The sequence below is a fragment of the Lentimicrobium sp. L6 genome (assembly GCF_013166655.1).
In the GTDB taxonomy this organism is placed as follows: domain Bacteria; phylum Bacteroidota; class Bacteroidia; order Bacteroidales; family UBA12170; genus UBA12170.
The window spans coordinates 1-15,151 of sequence record NZ_JABKCA010000017.1 but is presented as its reverse complement, the minus strand read 5'-3'; the positions used below and the strand labels follow the sequence as shown (position 1 = coordinate 15,151).

The 15,151-nt window shown below is 34.6% G+C and carries 12 protein-coding genes; 9 read left to right on the top strand and 3 right to left on the bottom strand.

Features of this window, described 5'->3' with window-relative positions:
* Positions 1-53: 53 nt before the first annotated feature.
* The 4 genes from HNS38_RS06020 to HNS38_RS06005 all read left to right on the top strand — a co-directional run bounded on the left by HNS38_RS06020 (position 54) and on the right by HNS38_RS06005 (position 4,043).
* Complete coding sequence (locus HNS38_RS06020) at positions 54-1,343, top strand: sensor histidine kinase KdpD (RefSeq protein ID WP_172277174.1); 1,290 nt, start codon at positions 54-56, stop codon at positions 1,341-1,343.
* Between the two features lie 5 nt (positions 1,344-1,348).
* On the top strand, positions 1,349-2,050 hold the full coding sequence (locus HNS38_RS06015) for a response regulator transcription factor (protein WP_172346148.1): 702 nt from the start codon (positions 1,349-1,351) through the stop codon (positions 2,048-2,050).
* A gap of 1 nt (position 2,051) precedes the next feature.
* Positions 2,052-2,438, top strand: coding sequence for a DUF302 domain-containing protein (locus HNS38_RS06010; protein ID WP_172277180.1), 387 nt, complete (start codon positions 2,052-2,054; stop codon positions 2,436-2,438).
* 63 nt (positions 2,439-2,501) lie between these two features.
* Positions 2,502-4,043 (top strand): OstA-like protein, encoded by a 1,542-nt coding sequence (locus HNS38_RS06005; protein WP_172277183.1) that lies wholly within the window; start codon positions 2,502-2,504, stop codon positions 4,041-4,043.
* A gap of 31 nt (positions 4,044-4,074) precedes the next feature.
* On the opposite strand, the gene HNS38_RS06000 is transcribed toward HNS38_RS06005, so the two are convergent.
* Both HNS38_RS06000 and HNS38_RS05995 read right to left on the bottom strand, forming a co-directional pair.
* Positions 4,075-5,022 carry an MlaD family protein gene (locus HNS38_RS06000; protein ID WP_172277186.1) on the bottom strand — a complete coding sequence of 316 codons (948 nt, stop codon included), beginning with the start codon at positions 5,020-5,022 and terminating at the stop codon, positions 4,075-4,077.
* A gap of 83 nt (positions 5,023-5,105) precedes the next feature.
* A complete protein-coding gene (locus HNS38_RS05995; RefSeq protein ID WP_172277189.1) occupies positions 5,106-6,392 on the bottom strand; it encodes an N-acetylmuramoyl-L-alanine amidase in 1,287 nt (428 codons plus the stop codon).
* 282 nt (positions 6,393-6,674) lie between these two features.
* Here HNS38_RS05995 and HNS38_RS05990 point away from each other — a divergent pair, with 282 nt between their 5' ends.
* The 3 genes from HNS38_RS05990 to HNS38_RS05980 all read left to right on the top strand — a co-directional run bounded on the left by HNS38_RS05990 (position 6,675) and on the right by HNS38_RS05980 (position 11,797).
* Positions 6,675-9,161 (top strand): putative LPS assembly protein LptD, encoded by a 2,487-nt coding sequence (locus HNS38_RS05990; RefSeq protein ID WP_172346147.1) that lies wholly within the window; start codon positions 6,675-6,677, stop codon positions 9,159-9,161.
* Positions 9,162-9,248: 87 nt separating this feature from the next.
* Positions 9,249-9,626 carry a RidA family protein gene (locus HNS38_RS05985; RefSeq protein WP_172346146.1) on the top strand — a complete coding sequence of 126 codons (378 nt, stop codon included), beginning with the start codon at positions 9,249-9,251 and terminating at the stop codon, positions 9,624-9,626.
* Between the two features lie 8 nt (positions 9,627-9,634).
* Positions 9,635-11,797 (top strand): S46 family peptidase, encoded by a 2,163-nt coding sequence (locus HNS38_RS05980; RefSeq protein WP_172346145.1) that lies wholly within the window; start codon positions 9,635-9,637, stop codon positions 11,795-11,797.
* Between the two features lie 72 nt (positions 11,798-11,869).
* Here HNS38_RS05980 and HNS38_RS05975 read toward each other — a convergent pair whose 3' ends face one another.
* Positions 11,870-12,754: a YitT family protein gene (locus HNS38_RS05975; protein WP_172277201.1), complete on the bottom strand. Its 885-nt coding sequence runs from the start codon at positions 12,752-12,754 to the stop codon at positions 11,870-11,872.
* A gap of 480 nt (positions 12,755-13,234) precedes the next feature.
* Here HNS38_RS05975 and HNS38_RS05970 point away from each other — a divergent pair, with 480 nt between their 5' ends.
* Together HNS38_RS05970 and HNS38_RS05965 are read left to right on the top strand one after the other, a co-directional pair.
* Positions 13,235-14,158 (top strand): type IX secretion system membrane protein PorP/SprF, encoded by a 924-nt coding sequence (locus HNS38_RS05970; protein WP_172277204.1) that lies wholly within the window; start codon positions 13,235-13,237, stop codon positions 14,156-14,158.
* A 58-nt stretch (positions 14,159-14,216) separates the two neighbouring features.
* A partial coding sequence (locus HNS38_RS05965; protein ID WP_172346144.1) for an SUMF1/EgtB/PvdO family nonheme iron enzyme occupies positions 14,217-15,151 on the top strand: 935 nt, incomplete at its 3' end.

Here is a 15,151-nt window from a genome sequence, read left to right as displayed (position 1 = left end):
ATTTGTAATTTTGTTAAATTCTAAATATTAATCTTCAGTTCATTTATGTTTTTATGAAGAAAAGCACAGGAATTCTAATTATTATTTTGTCGGGTCTATCTATTTTTGGCGTTGTTATAACTCAGTTTATTTGGATTGATAATGCAATCAATTTAAAAAAGGAACAGTTTGTAGACCAAGTACAGGTTACATTAAAAACGGTTGTAAATAACCTGTATACCATTCAAAATACTTATGAGAATGTTAATATGTTTAACCCAAGCTGTAATCACATTCTTGATGATGCAAAACATCATGTAGAGTATCCAGTTTTGGATAGTATATTGGCTGCAGAATTAGCTAGTATTCGTATTAAAAAGAATTATTATTACGCTGTTTATAGAGAAGAACAAAATCATAGAAGCTTATCAGGAGGTCATATTGGTGACTATGGGGATGAATTATTATCAAGTTCATACTGCGTTTCGTTGTCGTGTTTATATAATCATCGAGAAACTTATTATTTGTCAATATATTTCCCTAATCAAGGTCATATCATATTTGAACAAATGATTACAGGAATTCTTATTTCTGCAATTTTCGTTTTAATTATTGGCTTTAGTTTTATCTATATTATCTATGTGTCTTTCCGGCAGAAAAGAATTTCACTTATTAAAAATGACTTTGTTAATAACATGACTCACGAGTTTAAAACTCCTATAGCTACGGTTTCGTTAACTTCAGAAATGCTTTTACGTGATGAAATACTTAGTGATCTTCCGAAAGCAAGAAGATACGCTAAGGTGATTTATGATGAAAATCAAAGACTTAAACATCAGGTGGAACAGGTGTTACAGATTGCGGTGATTGATAAAGGTGAATTGAAGATTAGAAAAAAAGATGTAGATACCCACAAGGTGCTCAATGACTTGATTAATAAAATGGAGATTTCCGTTTCAAGTAAAGGAGGAGTTATAAAAACTTATTTTGCTGCCAACTATCCCAAGATATGGGCTGATAAAATGCATTTTGTTAATGTAATTAGTAATTTGCTTGATAATGCAATAAAATATACCCCAAGTACACCTGTTATCATTATTCGAACTAGAAATAATAAAAAAGGTCTTATTATCAGCATAGAAGACAATGGGATTGGAATAAAATCGGAGGACCAAAAAGATATTTTTAAACAATTTCACCGTGTTCATACAGGGAATATTCATGACGTAAAAGGTTTTGGATTAGGACTTTATTATGTGAGTCTGATTACCGATGCTCATGGAGGAAATATTAAATTGACCAGTGAATGGGGAAAAGGCAGTATATTTGAAGTGTTTTTCCCTTTTAACATAGAAGTAAAATAGTAATTATGGAAGATAAAACAAGAATCCTTTTAGTGGAAGATGATGCCAACCTAAGTATGGTCCTTAAAGATTATTTGGAAATGTTGGGATACGAAACCGTATTGCGTAACGACGGTGAAGAAGGCCTCGAAGCGTTTAAAGAAAATGAATTTAGCCTGTGTATTTTAGATGTAATGATGCCAAAGAAAGATGGTTTCAGATTGGCAAAAGACATTAGGGCAATAAATGCTGATATTCCTCTTATTTTCCTCACCGCAAAGTCGCTGAAAGAAGATAGGATTGCTGGGTTTAAAGCGGGATGTGACGATTATATTACAAAGCCATTTAGTACCGAAGAATTAAGTCTTCGTATTGGTGCCATCCTCAAGAGAAGCGAAATTCAATACCGTCAGAAGAAGATTCCAGATATTTTTGAATTGGGTACTATTCAATTCGATCATAAGAATATGATTCTTATTCATGGAGGTAAGGATTATTCTTTAACAAGAAAAGAAGCGGCCCTTCTTAAATTATTGGCTGAAAATAAAAACCAATTGGTTGAAAGAGAATATGCGCTTGAAAAGATTTGGGGTTCTAGTGATTATTTCATTGGTAGAAGTATGGATGTGTTTATTGCCAAGCTTCGTAAGATGTTGAAAATTGATCCGAATATTACCATTACCAATGTTCACGGAACAGGGTTTAAGTTAGAGGTAAGCGATAATTAATATGGAATATTCTATTGGAAGAAAGTTGGATTGCGATTTCGATACCGCAGTTCAGCGCTTAACTGACTCCCTACAAAATGAAGGTTTTGGTATATTAACGGAAATTGATCTTGATCAGGTTTTTAAAAATAAACTTGGAAAAGATTTTCGCAGATATAAGGTTATTGGAGCTTGTAATCCTCAATATGCCTACGATGCCATCACTAAAGAGGAGGATCTAGGATTAATACTTCCTTGCAAACTCGCTGTGCAATTTGTTTCAGAAACAGAAACTAGAATTGTAGCCATAGAGAGTAAAGTCTTGTTCGACTTCATTGGAAATCCTGCTTTAAATTGTGTTCGCGATGATATTAGAACAAAAATGGAATTGGCTATTAAATTTGCTTAAAATATTCTTGATTTCTAATCTAAGTGCTAACTTTGCGCTTTATGTTTTTGCTATAAATTTCTAATGAAACTAAAACTATATTTTCTTGTATTTCTTACTATTTATGCAATATCCTTGATGGCGCAAGTTAGCAAATCCCCAGAGGAGGTTAAACAGATAAATCTTCTCCATGCTGATGTAGGTCGTTTCGATAATGTGTCAGGACAAAGTGCCCAAAAACTAATTGGAAAAGTTAGAGCAGAACACGAGGGCTCCCTTTTCTTTTGCGATAGTGCATACCTCTACGATAATAATAGTATCGATGCTTTTGGTCAAGTTCATATTATTGTGAATGATACTCTTGACATGTATGGTGATCAGCTGTTTTATGATGGTAATATCAAAGTGGCTGAGTTTTATAATAATGTTCGATTAGTTGACAAGAAAGCCACATTATACACAGATGAGCTAATCTATGATAGGAATTCAGGTATAGGGAGGTATTTTGTTTGGGGAAGAATCGAAGATTCTACCAATGTTTTAACCAGTAAAAAAGGATATTATTATAATCAAATAGAAACTGTTTACTTCAAGGATAGTGTGGTGGTAATAAACCCTGATTTTGTGATGAAGTCAGACACCTTGAAATATGAAACCAATACAGAGCGTGTATATTTTATGGGTCCTAGTACTATTGTAGGGGATAGTTCCTATATGTATGCAGAGAGTGGGTTTTATGATACTCAAAATCAAGAAGCTCGCTTAAGTGAGAATGCTTTTGTTCAAAATAAGACCAATACCATTAGTGGCGATAGTATCTTTTATAGCAAAGAAAGAGGCCTTTCTAAGGTCTTTAGAAATGTGGTGATGACCGATACAGCCAATGACGTTTTGGTGACTGGAGAATTTGGAGTTTATAATAAAGCTAAGTTTTTTGCTTTTATGGTAGATAGCGCACAAGCTATTTTTGTTGATAATGGGGATTCCTCCTTTCTGCATGCCGATACCTTGATGATTCGTTTCGATAGCATTGAAAAGCCAGAGTTTTTATTTGCATACAATCACATGAAATTCTTTTCTAAAGATATGCAAGGTATGGCTGATAGTTTGGTTTATTTTTTTAATGATTCTACCTTGCAATTTCACTCTAACCCATTCCTCTGGTTTGAAGACAATCAAATTAGCTGCCAAAGAATAGATTTAATCTCGAAAAACGGCGAATTAGATTCTGCTTCTTTCCAATCCGATGTGTTTTTGGTGAGCCAGGATACTGTTGAACCACGATTTTATAATCAGGTGAGCGGGAAAAATATGCATGCTTGGTTTAGAGAGGGAGATATGAGAAAAATCCTGATGCTTGGAAAATCAGAAACACTCTATTTTATGTGGGAAGAAGATGGAACTCCAGTAGGTATGAACAAAATAGAATCGAAAGACATGTTGATTTTTCTAAAAGATCAGCAATTAGAAACCATTACCTATATCGATAAGCCAACAGCAACCTTAACTCCAACTCAATTCGTTAAAGCTTCACAAGAAAAATTGAGAGGATTCATTTGGAAAGACGATTATCGACCAAGAAAAAGGGCAGATATCTTCAGAAAAGAAGGTGAAATAGAAGAATAAGTTGAAAAAAAGTAAATCGAGAAGATAGAGTTTAGAATAAACTAAATTTCACATATCTTCCAGGATTTGCTTTAATATCTTCTAATAATAAATTCAAATCTCTTGCTGATTTTTCCATTTCAATATAAAGTGTGTCATTATTCATTAAGGCACCCATAGAGCCTTCTCCATTATTAATCTTATTCATAACCATAGAGAAATCAGCTAAGGATTTATTGGCATACCTTAATGTGGAAGCCATATCAGCCGCCGCCAAGCTATCACTAATCTCATGGAAATTGGTAAGAATAGCCGTTAAATGCTCATTATTATCCCTTAAATTACTTGTAATGGACTCAGCATTGTCTAAAATCCTCTTTATACTACTAGTTTCCTGACTTAATAAAGAATCTAAGTTTCCTGTAACTGATTCCACATTGACTAGGGATTTCTCTAGATGACCCAAGCTGCTTTTAATATTCTCAGAGGTTTCGCTGTTAAGTATGGTTTGTAAGTTTCCAATAATTTCATCTACCGAAGATAGAAGCTCTTCTGCTTTATGCTTTAATGGCCCAATAGTTTGTTCCATTTGTTCTTGTAAAGTGCTTTCTATACTGGTTTTCATGGTGTCGCCATCCATCAATAAATGAGGAGTGTCTCCAATGTGTAAACTAATGGCCTTAGTGCCCATTAGGTCAGTGCTTATAATTTTTGCTATGGTATTGGAGGGTAGTGGAAAGTCTTGGGTCAGCTGTAACTCTACCATGATTCGTCCGCTATTATCAGGCTCAAAATATAGGGTTTTTACATTTCCAGCTCTAAGACCATTAATAAAAACAGGGTCTGATTTAGATAGTCCGCTTACATCGTAGTACCTGGCATAGAAGGTTCTCTCTTTAATAAAAACATCTTTTCCCTTCAGGAAATTATAACCCCAGTATAATAATCCTGCAGCTACTATAAATATAATTCCAATTTTTGTCTCTCTATTGATCTTCATCTTAGAATTTTTTTCAAATATCTGAATAATTTGCCGAAGCTAAGTGTTAATTTGTCTTATTTCCTGAAAACAGAAGCCGAAAATCACTCTCTATTCTTAGCTCTAGCTTCTTTAATGCTGATTCTTACGCCATTTAAAAAAGCCACTAAAAAAGCATCATTAAAACCGGCTTTGCGCACTTTTGCCTGTAATACTAAGGCTTCCTCATAATTATCAGACTCCCCAGAAGTGTATCTATACATTCCTTTATGTGGATAAGATGAGATGGTGGGTAGGCTAGAATATTTTCCACCTTCTAATTTTTTTTGCGTAGAGAGGCTTAAGAATTGAACCTTATAAATAACCTTTTCTGAAGCAATAACTGGTTTCTCTTCTTCAATAGGCTTAGCCTCCGTTTTTGTTTTTTCCTCCTCAATTAGAGTTGGTACAATAACATTTTCCTCTGGCTTGATAGTTGTCATTTCATTTTTCTTTTCGTCATCAGAAGGAGAAGAGGTGATATCATGATTTTTGTGTTTCGCCTTATCTTTTTCTATGGCATCATGACTTTTTTTATAATCACTGACAGCCACAGCAATAGCATCACTTAATTTCTTCTGTCCATTTGTGCTATTTAAAAACTTTTCATCATTGGTATTACTTAAAAATCCAAGCTCCAAAAGCACACCAGGCATTGTAGTTTTATATAATACCCAAAATCCAGCTTGTTTTACTCCTCTGTCTTTTAGAGGGGTTTTGTTGGTAAATTGATATTGCATTTTTGTAGCTAAGTCTAGATTGTGAGAACTAAAACTATTTTGAAAAAAGTTAAAAATTATATGACTTTCTTCAGAGGTTGGATCAAAACCATCATAATTAGTTTCGTAATCATCCTCAAAAAGTATGGCCGCATTTTCAGCTTTTGCTACGTTTAAATTGGCTTCGCTTTTATGTAATCCCATCACGTAAGTTTCGCTGCCATGTGGTTGTGATGATTTGTTGGAATTACAATGGATAGAGATGAATAGATCAGCATTTGATTTATTTGCGATTTCTGCTCTTTCCTTTAAGGGAATAAAAACATCAGTTTTTCTGGTGTATATAATTTCAACTTCTGGATGTTTTTGTTTAATTAATTGGCCAGTTTTTAGTGCAATCGAAAGCACTACATCTTTTTCACGGCTGTATTTTCCGGAAGCTCCGGGGTCTTTTCCTCCATGACCGGCGTCAATTACGATTTTGTTTAAGGTGTTTTGAGCGGTTATTTTTTCGTGTGGAAGAAAAATGAATAATATCAATAAGAAAAAAAGGATGTTTTGGGTAAAATATCGGGTTTTAGTGTTAACCAAAGTTAAAAACACTAAGCTATTTGATTTTGTGTTTGTAGTCATACTTGTTTTATGGCAAATTTATTTAGTTTTGGCTTTAAAATTATTGAATAAGACTATTTGTCTAATAACATCATATACAAATTGTTAACGAATTTATCAACAGGAAATTGCTTTCGCTTTCTGTCAACAGTTCTATTGTTTAGCCTCATACTCAATGTAAGTGGGCAAAATAATAGCACGGTTGATGCAGGAAAAGACAGCCTGTTAAATCCCATATTGGTGGATTCTTCTTCAATTTTGATGCCAGATTCAATAAAAATTGTTGATTCGTTGCTCATAAAAATGGATACAATTGCTAATGATTCTGTAGCGATGGATTCAATTCCCCCCATGCAATCCTCCACTTTGGATGCGCAAGTAGATTATCAGGCCAAAGATTCCCTTCGTTTTGATTTAAGAACTCGAAAGGTCTTTTTGTATAAAGAAGATAACATCACTTATGGTAGTATTAATCTGCAAGGTGATTATATGGAAATAGATTTTACTAAAAATGAGATTTATTCACGAGGAATGGAAGACAGTACTGGAAAAGTGATGGGGGAGCCTATCTTTAAAGAATCTGATGATGAATTTGCTAGTGTGGAGATGAAATATAATTTCGATACTAAAAAAGGATTAATATCTGGAGTTTCCACAGAAGAAAGTGGTGGATTTTTACATGGTGAGAAAATTAAGAAAATGCCAGATAATACTGCTTATATACAGGGAGGTAGGTTTACCACTTGTGATCTCGACCATCCACATTATGCCTTCCGTTTTCGTAAATCGAAAGTAATACCTGGTGATAAAATTATCACAGGTCCAGCTTATTTTGAGATTGCTGATGTGCCGACTCCTCTGCTGGTTCCTTTTGGGTTATTTCCTAACCAAAGTGGAAAACAAAGCGGTATCATTATACCTTCTTATGGAGAATCTGCTTCACAGGGTTTTTATTTTAGGGATGGGGGATATTATTGGGCGGTAAGCGATTATATGGACCTAGAATTTTTAGGAAGTATTTATACAAGAGGTTCGTGGGCTCTTAATACCAAAGCTTCTTATAAGAAAAGATATAGGTATACAGGTAATCTAAATTTAAAATATGCCATAAATATTGTGGGAAGCGAAGGTTCTCCAGATTATAATAAAAGTAATGACTTTGCCATTCAATGGAGTCACTCCCAAGACCCTAAATCCAGACCGAAAAGTAAATTTTCAGCCAATGTGAATATGCGTTCAAGTTCTTATAATCAATATGAGCTTAGCAATACCTATGAAGATAAAGTATCTAGTACTTTTCAGTCAAGTGTAAACTATTCTACTCGTTTTGGCGAGAATTGGAACTTTAATGCCAACTTGTCGCATAGTCAGAATACTCAAACAAAAATAGTAACCATGACCTTGCCGCAAATCTCATTGAGCGGAACTCGTTTTTATCCTTTTAGAAAAAAAGACAAGGCAGGTGCATTAAAATGGTACGATAATATTTACTTGACTTATACCATGGATGCTAAGAATACAGTGTCTGTTGCCGATTCTATGATGTTTGCCCCAGGTTGGGAACAGTATTTTAATAATGGGATGCAGCACAAAATCCCTATCAGTAGTAGTGTTAAGATTTTGAAGTATTTAAACTGGACCAATTCTATTAATTTAACATCAAGGTGGTATTCACAGCATATTGATAGGTATTGGATCGACGCTACTAATATTGATAATGATACTCTAGGTTCAATGGGACAAGATACAATTAGTGGATTTATTACGGCCAATGATTTTAGCTTGAGTTCCAATGTATCTACAAAGTTATATGGGATGTATTCTTTTGGGAAGAATTCACCAGTAAAAGCCATTAGGCATGTGGTAACTCCAACTGTAGGTTTCTCTTATCGCCCTGATTTTAGTGAATCTCAATATGGTTATTATGATTCTTATATTAATGCCTACACAGAGGAGGTTGTGGAGTATTCTCTATTTGCTAACGGAATTTATGGCAGTCCAGGAAGTGGCAAAAGTGGGAATCTTAACTTTTCATTAGCCAATAATATTGAAATGAAAGTTAGAGATAGAAATGATACGGTGACTGGAGATCGCAAAATCGTTTTGATTGATAACCTAACTTTTACAACTTCCTATAATATGGCCGTAGATTCTTTAAATTGGCAACCATTGAGGATTAGTGGTAGGACTAAATTATTTAAGAATATCGATATCAGATATAATAGTCTTTGGGATCCATATATTCTTGACTCAGCAGGAACCAAGAATTTGAACCAAACAGAGTGGAGTGTGAATCGTAGGCTTTATAGAATGGAGAATATGAGTTGGTCCACGGGTTTAAACTTGACATTAAATAATAATACCCTAAAAGATGGGTTGTTTAAAAAAGAAGACAAACCAAAGTCAATAGATAAAAAGAAGGAAGAAACCAAGTCAGGAACTATACCTTGGTCTATAAATTTATCTTATAATTTAAGTTATAATATGAGGCATGATTATCTTAATTATGAATTAATCAGAGATAATGATGTCACCCAAACTTTGGGATTTACAGCGAATCTGCAACTCACTCCAAATTGGAAGATGAATTTTCGATCGGGTTATGATTTCAAAAACGAAAAATTGACTACTACCATGATTGATATTGTTAGAGACCTCCATTGCTGGGAAATGCGTTTCAACTGGACCCCATTCGGAACTTGGAAAAGTTGGAACTTCAGTATCAATATTAAATCTTCCATGTTTAAGGACCTAAAAGTGGAGAAGAAAAAGAGTCACCTCGATTATTAATTACCTTCTTTTACTTCTTTGGTGAAATTATAAATTCAGTCTATCTTTGGGCTGATTTTTTAATGTTACACAATTAAATACACTCAAATGAAAAAAGTTATATTTACCGAAAAGGCTCCTAAGGCTATCGGCCCTTACAGTCAGGCCATTGAGAAAAATGGACAATTATTTGTTTCTGGTCAAGTTCCAGTTGATCCTGCAACTTCTAAAGTCGTAGAAGGTGGAATTACGGAACAAACAGAGCAGGTCATGAAGAATATTGAATCCATTTTACAATCCGCGGGTTATTCTTTTTCTGATGTAGTAAAATCTACATGTTTGCTTTCTGATATGTCAAACTTTGCCGCAATGAATGAAGTTTACGGTAAATATTATCCAGAGAATCCTCCAGCACGTGCTGCTTTTGCTGTAAAAGAATTACCATTAGGTGTTTTAGTAGAAATTGAAACTTTAGCTATTAAATAGTATCAAATATGAAAAGAATTAGTATCATTTTTCTTCTGTTTCTCACTGTTTTTACCTCGCAACTTTCTGCAAAAGAAGGCATGTGGATTCCTTTATTTCTTGGAGAATTGAACGAGGCACAGATGAAAGAAATGGGTATGAATATTACGGCAGAAGATATTTATAGTATAAATAATGCCAGCTTAAAAGATGCCATCGTGATTTTTGGTAGAGGATGCACAGGTGAATTGATCAGTGATCAAGGATTACTTTTAACCAATCACCATTGTGGTTATGGACAAATCCAATCTCATAGTAGTATTGAGCATGATTATTTAACCGATGGTTTTTGGGCCATGGATAAAGGTGAGGAGTTAGTTAACCCTGGCCTGACTGCTACTTTTCTTGTGGAAATGAGAGAAGTAACTGAGGAGGTTTTAAAAGGAATAGATGAGCAGTTGGACGAGAAAAAACGAGATGAATTAGTAAAGGACAATATCAAGAAGCTAAAAGAAGCCAATGCTATGGATAATGGCATTGATATTGTCATTAAACCATTCTTCTCTGGAAACAGATATTTCATGTTCTTCTACGAAGTTTATAAGGACATTCGATTGGTTGGTGCACCTCCAAGCAATATTGGCAAGTTCGGTGGTGATACAGATAACTGGATGTGGCCGCGTCATACTGGTGACTTTAGCCTTTTCAGAATTTATGCTGATGAGAACAATCGTCCAGCTAAATATGCTAAAGATAATGTTCCATACAATCCAAAGAAACATTTAAAGATTTCCCTGCAAGGTGTTGAAAAAGGAGACTTCACTTTCGTTTATGGATATCCCGGAACTACTAGAGAATATTTGGTTTCAGATGCAGTGAAATTAATTACCGAAGAAGAAAATCCGATCAAGATAAAAATGCGTACCATTCGCTTAGATATCATGAAAGCGGCACAAAACTTAGATCCAAAAGTTAGAATTCAATATGCAGGTAAAGTGGCCTCGTTGGCTAATGGCTGGAAAAAATGGCAAGGTGAAAATAAAGGTATTAAAAGAATGAATGCCATTGAAAACAAGTTTATTAAAGAAAATGAGATGATAAAGTGGATGGATGAAAATCCTGAAATGAAAGCCAAGTATTCTGATGTTATACCTGAATATAGGAAACTATATGCAGAACTTAGCCCATGGACGAAGCAATATCAGTATTATCGTGAAGCGGGGATGGGTATAGAATTAGTTTCGTTTGCTTCTAGATTTCAAAATATCATAGAGGAATTGGAAAAAGAGGAGCTTGATGAAACTAAAATCGAGGAGATGGCAGTAAAGTTGGACAAGAGTATTGCAAGTTTCTTCAAAAACTATTATCAGCCTATTGATGAAGCTATTGCTGTGCGTTTGTTGGATGAGTATTATGTAGGAGTAGATACTGAAGACCTTCCAGATTATTTTACTTTTATTGAGAAGAAATATAAAAATGATTTTAAAAAGTATGTTTCTTACTTATTTGAAAAGTCTATCTTTACCCAACAAGATGATTTAACCAGTCTTTTGGCTAAGCATGATAAGAAGTTTCTGAAAACCATAAAAAAAGATCCTGCCTTTCAATTTTCTCAAAGTTTAACAAATAAAAGTGAAGAGATTAAGGAGGCTTCAGAAGATTTAACAAGTGGTTTACAAGGCTTGGATAGAGCGTATATGCAAATGCAGATGGATTATCAACCCACAGAGGTTTTCTATCCTGATGCAAATTTCACTATGCGTATTGCTTATGGTCAGGTGGATGGGTACTTTCCTAGAGATGGAGTCTATTATGAGCACTTTACCACCTTAGATGGAATCATGCAAAAAGAAAATCCAGATATTTACGACTATGTGGTGAAAGATCAATTGAAAAAGCTTTATCAAGAGAAGGATTTTGGAGCTTATGCCAATAAAGAAGGTCAGATGAATGTGTGTTTTGCAGCTTCTAATCATACTACTGGAGGTAACTCAGGCAGTCCAGTGTTTAATGCCGATGGCCATTTAATCGGAATAAATTTTGATAGAAACTGGGAAGGAACCATGAGCGATATCGTTTATGATCCTGACCAATGTAGAAATATTACATTAGATATTAGATATTGTCTATTTATCATAGATAAGTTTGCTGGTGCTGGCCATTTGGTTGAAGAAATGTCTTTGATTAAATAAAGCTGATGATGCCATAAAAACAAAGGGCTACGAAATTTCGTAGCCCTTTGTTTTTATATTCGAATAGTATTATTAATCGTCATTAAGAGATTTAAAACCATCTCCCATGATTTCATTTGCATCAGAAACCATAATGAAAGCTTTGTTATCAATACTTCCGATGAAATGTTTTAATAGCACCAATTCTCTTCTAGTAACCACAGTCATGATGATTTTTTTCTCAGCACCTTGATACATGCCTGTGCCATTTAAATAAGTTCCTCCACGTCTCATATCATTAATAATCTTATCTCTTATTAATTCATGCTTTTCAGAAATAATCATCACCGATTTTTCGTAGCCAACTCCTTCTACCATGGCATCAATAATTTTACCAGTTAGGAAGATAACCAGCCAACTTAAAAGAGGGATCATCCAGTCTCCAAAGGCAACTAATCCTCCCAATACAATAACTGAATCAATAATAATTAATGCTTGACCAACGGGTAGTTTGGTATACTTAGAGACTATCATTGCAATAATATCTGTACCGCCACTTGTAGCTTTGGCTTTAAATACCATCCCTAGGCCAACTCCAATCAAGGCACCACCATAAATTGAAGAAAGGAGAGGAGCGTTGTCCACTAAAGCCTCATAACCCCAAAGATTCTCCAGTAGGGTGATCCAAAGTGAAGTACTTACAAACCCAACTACAGTTTTAATGCCGAAGCGTGGTCCTAGTATTTTAATACCAATTAAGGTGAGTGGAATGTCTAATGCTAATCCGACCATCCCTATGGGTAATCCAAGCATGTGGTGTAGAATGATGGCTACCCCATAAACGCCTCCAGGAGCCATTTTATAAGGGCTTATAAAGAATACAAAGCCAGCAGACATAATAAATGTTCCTAGTAAAATTAGGCTGTAGACTTTGAACCAGTCTAGACTAAAAAGCTTTTCTTTTGTTACAAATGACATAGTTGTGATACTTAAAAAAACGGTGGCAAAAGTAATATATTATCAATACCTAAAGCCACTTATACTAAAATTAATTTCATTGCGTTATAGGTTCAGTATTCTACGGCTAAGTATGTAACTGTAGTCACTAAAAATCAAATCATTAATGCAATCAAAAAAGACCACGATAAAATGATGGATATGGACAGTTTAGGATTTATTTAGTCGATTTGTTTTAAGTGAAACGATTCAGATTTAATAAGATATTTTTTTTCTTGAAACTTTATAATTGAAACTGAGTATAATAGCATGAATCAGACTGTTGAAATCATTATTGAAATGTCTTATTTGTTTGTTTTAATTTTTAGAAAAAACTTTATACTTTTACGGCCTTGTTTTGCAAGTTTGTAGGGATGAGAAATGAAAACTGAGAAAAGCTTTAAATAAACGATATTACACAAGTATTTAAAGGCCATAATCAGAAAACCAAAACAAATGAATATGTTTAAAAAAGCCTTAGCTTTTTTTATTATAATATTAGTAATAGTTAATGATTCGGTGGCCCAGCAGGAGCAAACATTCACTCAGTATATGTTTGTCCCTTCGGTTTATAATCCAGGTTTTACGGGCAGTAGAAATGCCATTTGCGCCACTGGAATTATGAAACAACAGTGGGTAGGCCTCGAAGGAGCCCCAACTGTGTATGCCGTTAGCTTGGAGTCCCCGGTGAAAATGCTAAAAGGAGGTTTGGGTGGTGTTATTTCATCAGATCAGATTGGAGGATTTAGTACCACAAAAGTTAAACTAAACTATGCGTACCATCGTAAAGTTGGTAATGCTTTGTTGGGAATAGGAGTTGGGATAGGTTTGGCTAATAAGAAAGTCGATTTTTCTTACTTCAATGTGCAAGGAGAAGATCCTTTACTAACCTCTACCGAAGAAGAATCGGGAATGATCTTTGACATAGATGCTGGATTGTATTATCAAAAATCCGATAAATGGTATTTAGGCTTATCTTCTACACAGATAAATCAAGGAACCATGGAGGTGGCAGGAGGTAAAACACAACTAAAAAGAAGGTATTATTTTACTGGCGGTTATAATTTGAAGTTTGTAAGAATGCCGAAAATTGAAGTAAGACCTTCTGTGTTTTTAGCATACACTCAAAATTCACCAATCCTATTAAATGTCGGTGTGATCGGCGAGTACAATAAATCCTTTTGGGGAGGCGTTGTTTATAAGCATCAAGAAGGAGTTGCTCTAATGGCAGGAGTGAATTATAAGAATATTAAAGTTGGATATGCATACGATATAAATATGAATGCTCTAAAAAACGGAGGGTCGCATGAAATCAGGCTTGGATATTGTTTTAAATTAGAGATTGAGAAACCTAATAGAAGTTATAAAAATACTAGATTTTTATAGCATAATTGAATATTTTATTATAGATTTGCTATGTTTTCTGGTAATAATATTGAGATCAATGACAGGAGTTAATATGAAAAAACTGTTTTTTTATTTACTGATTGCGGTTATTGCTACAAGCTGTAGTAATAGTGGTAATGGTGAATTAATAGGTGTACAGGATCGCCCTGCCTTTTATCAGGCAGCTCCTTATGGTATGGTTTTCATACCATTAGGTAGCTTTACGATGGGTGCAAGTGATCAAGATGTACCCTACGCTCATGTTCACGAGCCCAAGACTGTTTCTACTCAGTCCTTTTATATGGACGAAACTGAAATTACTAACAATGAGTACCGACAGTTTGTAAATTGGGTGCGAGATTCAATAGCTCGTGGCTATTTAGGTCAAATAAATGAGGAAGAATTTTTAATCACCGAGAATGAAGAAACCGGTGAGTTATATGATCCTCCATTTTTAAACTGGGAAACCGAGATAGATTGGAAAAGTGAAGATGAGGAAGTTAGAGATGCATTAGAAGTTATGTACCTTCCTACTCACGAAAGGTTTTATCGTAAAAAGCAAATTGATTCTCGTAAATTGATTTATCAATACTACTGGATTGATCTTCATGCTGCGGCTAAAAAGGAGTATTCCAGAGATACTCGGGGTTATGTAGTTTCCGATGGTGATTATCCTTCCGATAGAGGAGGTTTTGCAAATAGGCCAGAAGGTTACGAAGACAGAAGTATTTATATTAGAACAGAAAATATCAATATTTATCCTGATACACTATGTTGGATTCATGATTTTACCTATAGTTATAATGATCCAATGGCTAAAAATTATTTTTGGCATCCAACTTATGATAATTATCCTGTTGTTGGTGTAAACTGGAAACAAGCAAAAGCTTTTAGTTATTGGAGAACAGATTTGATGAACAGGTGGTTACATCAGAAAGGTGAAGTGGCTGTGAACGAATTCAGACTCCCTACTGAGGTTGAATGGGAATGGGG

What these genes read in the sequence shown, in the direction of transcription:
- HNS38_RS06020 (WP_172277174.1), top strand. Translation starts at nt 54, where the DNA reads ATGAAGAAAAGCACAGGAATTCTAATTATTATTTTGTCGGGTCTATCT.
- HNS38_RS06015 (WP_172346148.1), top strand. Translation starts at nt 1,349, where the DNA reads ATGGAAGATAAAACAAGAATCCTTTTAGTGGAAGATGATGCCAACCTA.
- HNS38_RS06010 (WP_172277180.1), top strand. Translation starts at nt 2,052, where the DNA reads ATGGAATATTCTATTGGAAGAAAGTTGGATTGCGATTTCGATACCGCA.
- HNS38_RS06005 (WP_172277183.1), top strand. Translation starts at nt 2,502, where the DNA reads ATGAAACTAAAACTATATTTTCTTGTATTTCTTACTATTTATGCAATA.
- HNS38_RS06000 (WP_172277186.1), bottom strand. Translation starts at nt 5,022, where the DNA reads ATGAAGATCAATAGAGAGACAAAAATTGGAATTATATTTATAGTAGCT.
- HNS38_RS05995 (WP_172277189.1), bottom strand. Translation starts at nt 6,392, where the DNA reads ATGACTACAAACACAAAATCAAATAGCTTAGTGTTTTTAACTTTGGTT.
- HNS38_RS05990 (WP_172346147.1), top strand. Translation starts at nt 6,675, where the DNA reads ATGGATACAATTGCTAATGATTCTGTAGCGATGGATTCAATTCCCCCC.
- HNS38_RS05985 (WP_172346146.1), top strand. Translation starts at nt 9,249, where the DNA reads ATGAAAAAAGTTATATTTACCGAAAAGGCTCCTAAGGCTATCGGCCCT.
- HNS38_RS05980 (WP_172346145.1), top strand. Translation starts at nt 9,635, where the DNA reads ATGAAAAGAATTAGTATCATTTTTCTTCTGTTTCTCACTGTTTTTACC.
- HNS38_RS05975 (WP_172277201.1), bottom strand. Translation starts at nt 12,754, where the DNA reads ATGTCATTTGTAACAAAAGAAAAGCTTTTTAGTCTAGACTGGTTCAAA.
- HNS38_RS05970 (WP_172277204.1), top strand. Translation starts at nt 13,235, where the DNA reads ATGTTTAAAAAAGCCTTAGCTTTTTTTATTATAATATTAGTAATAGTT.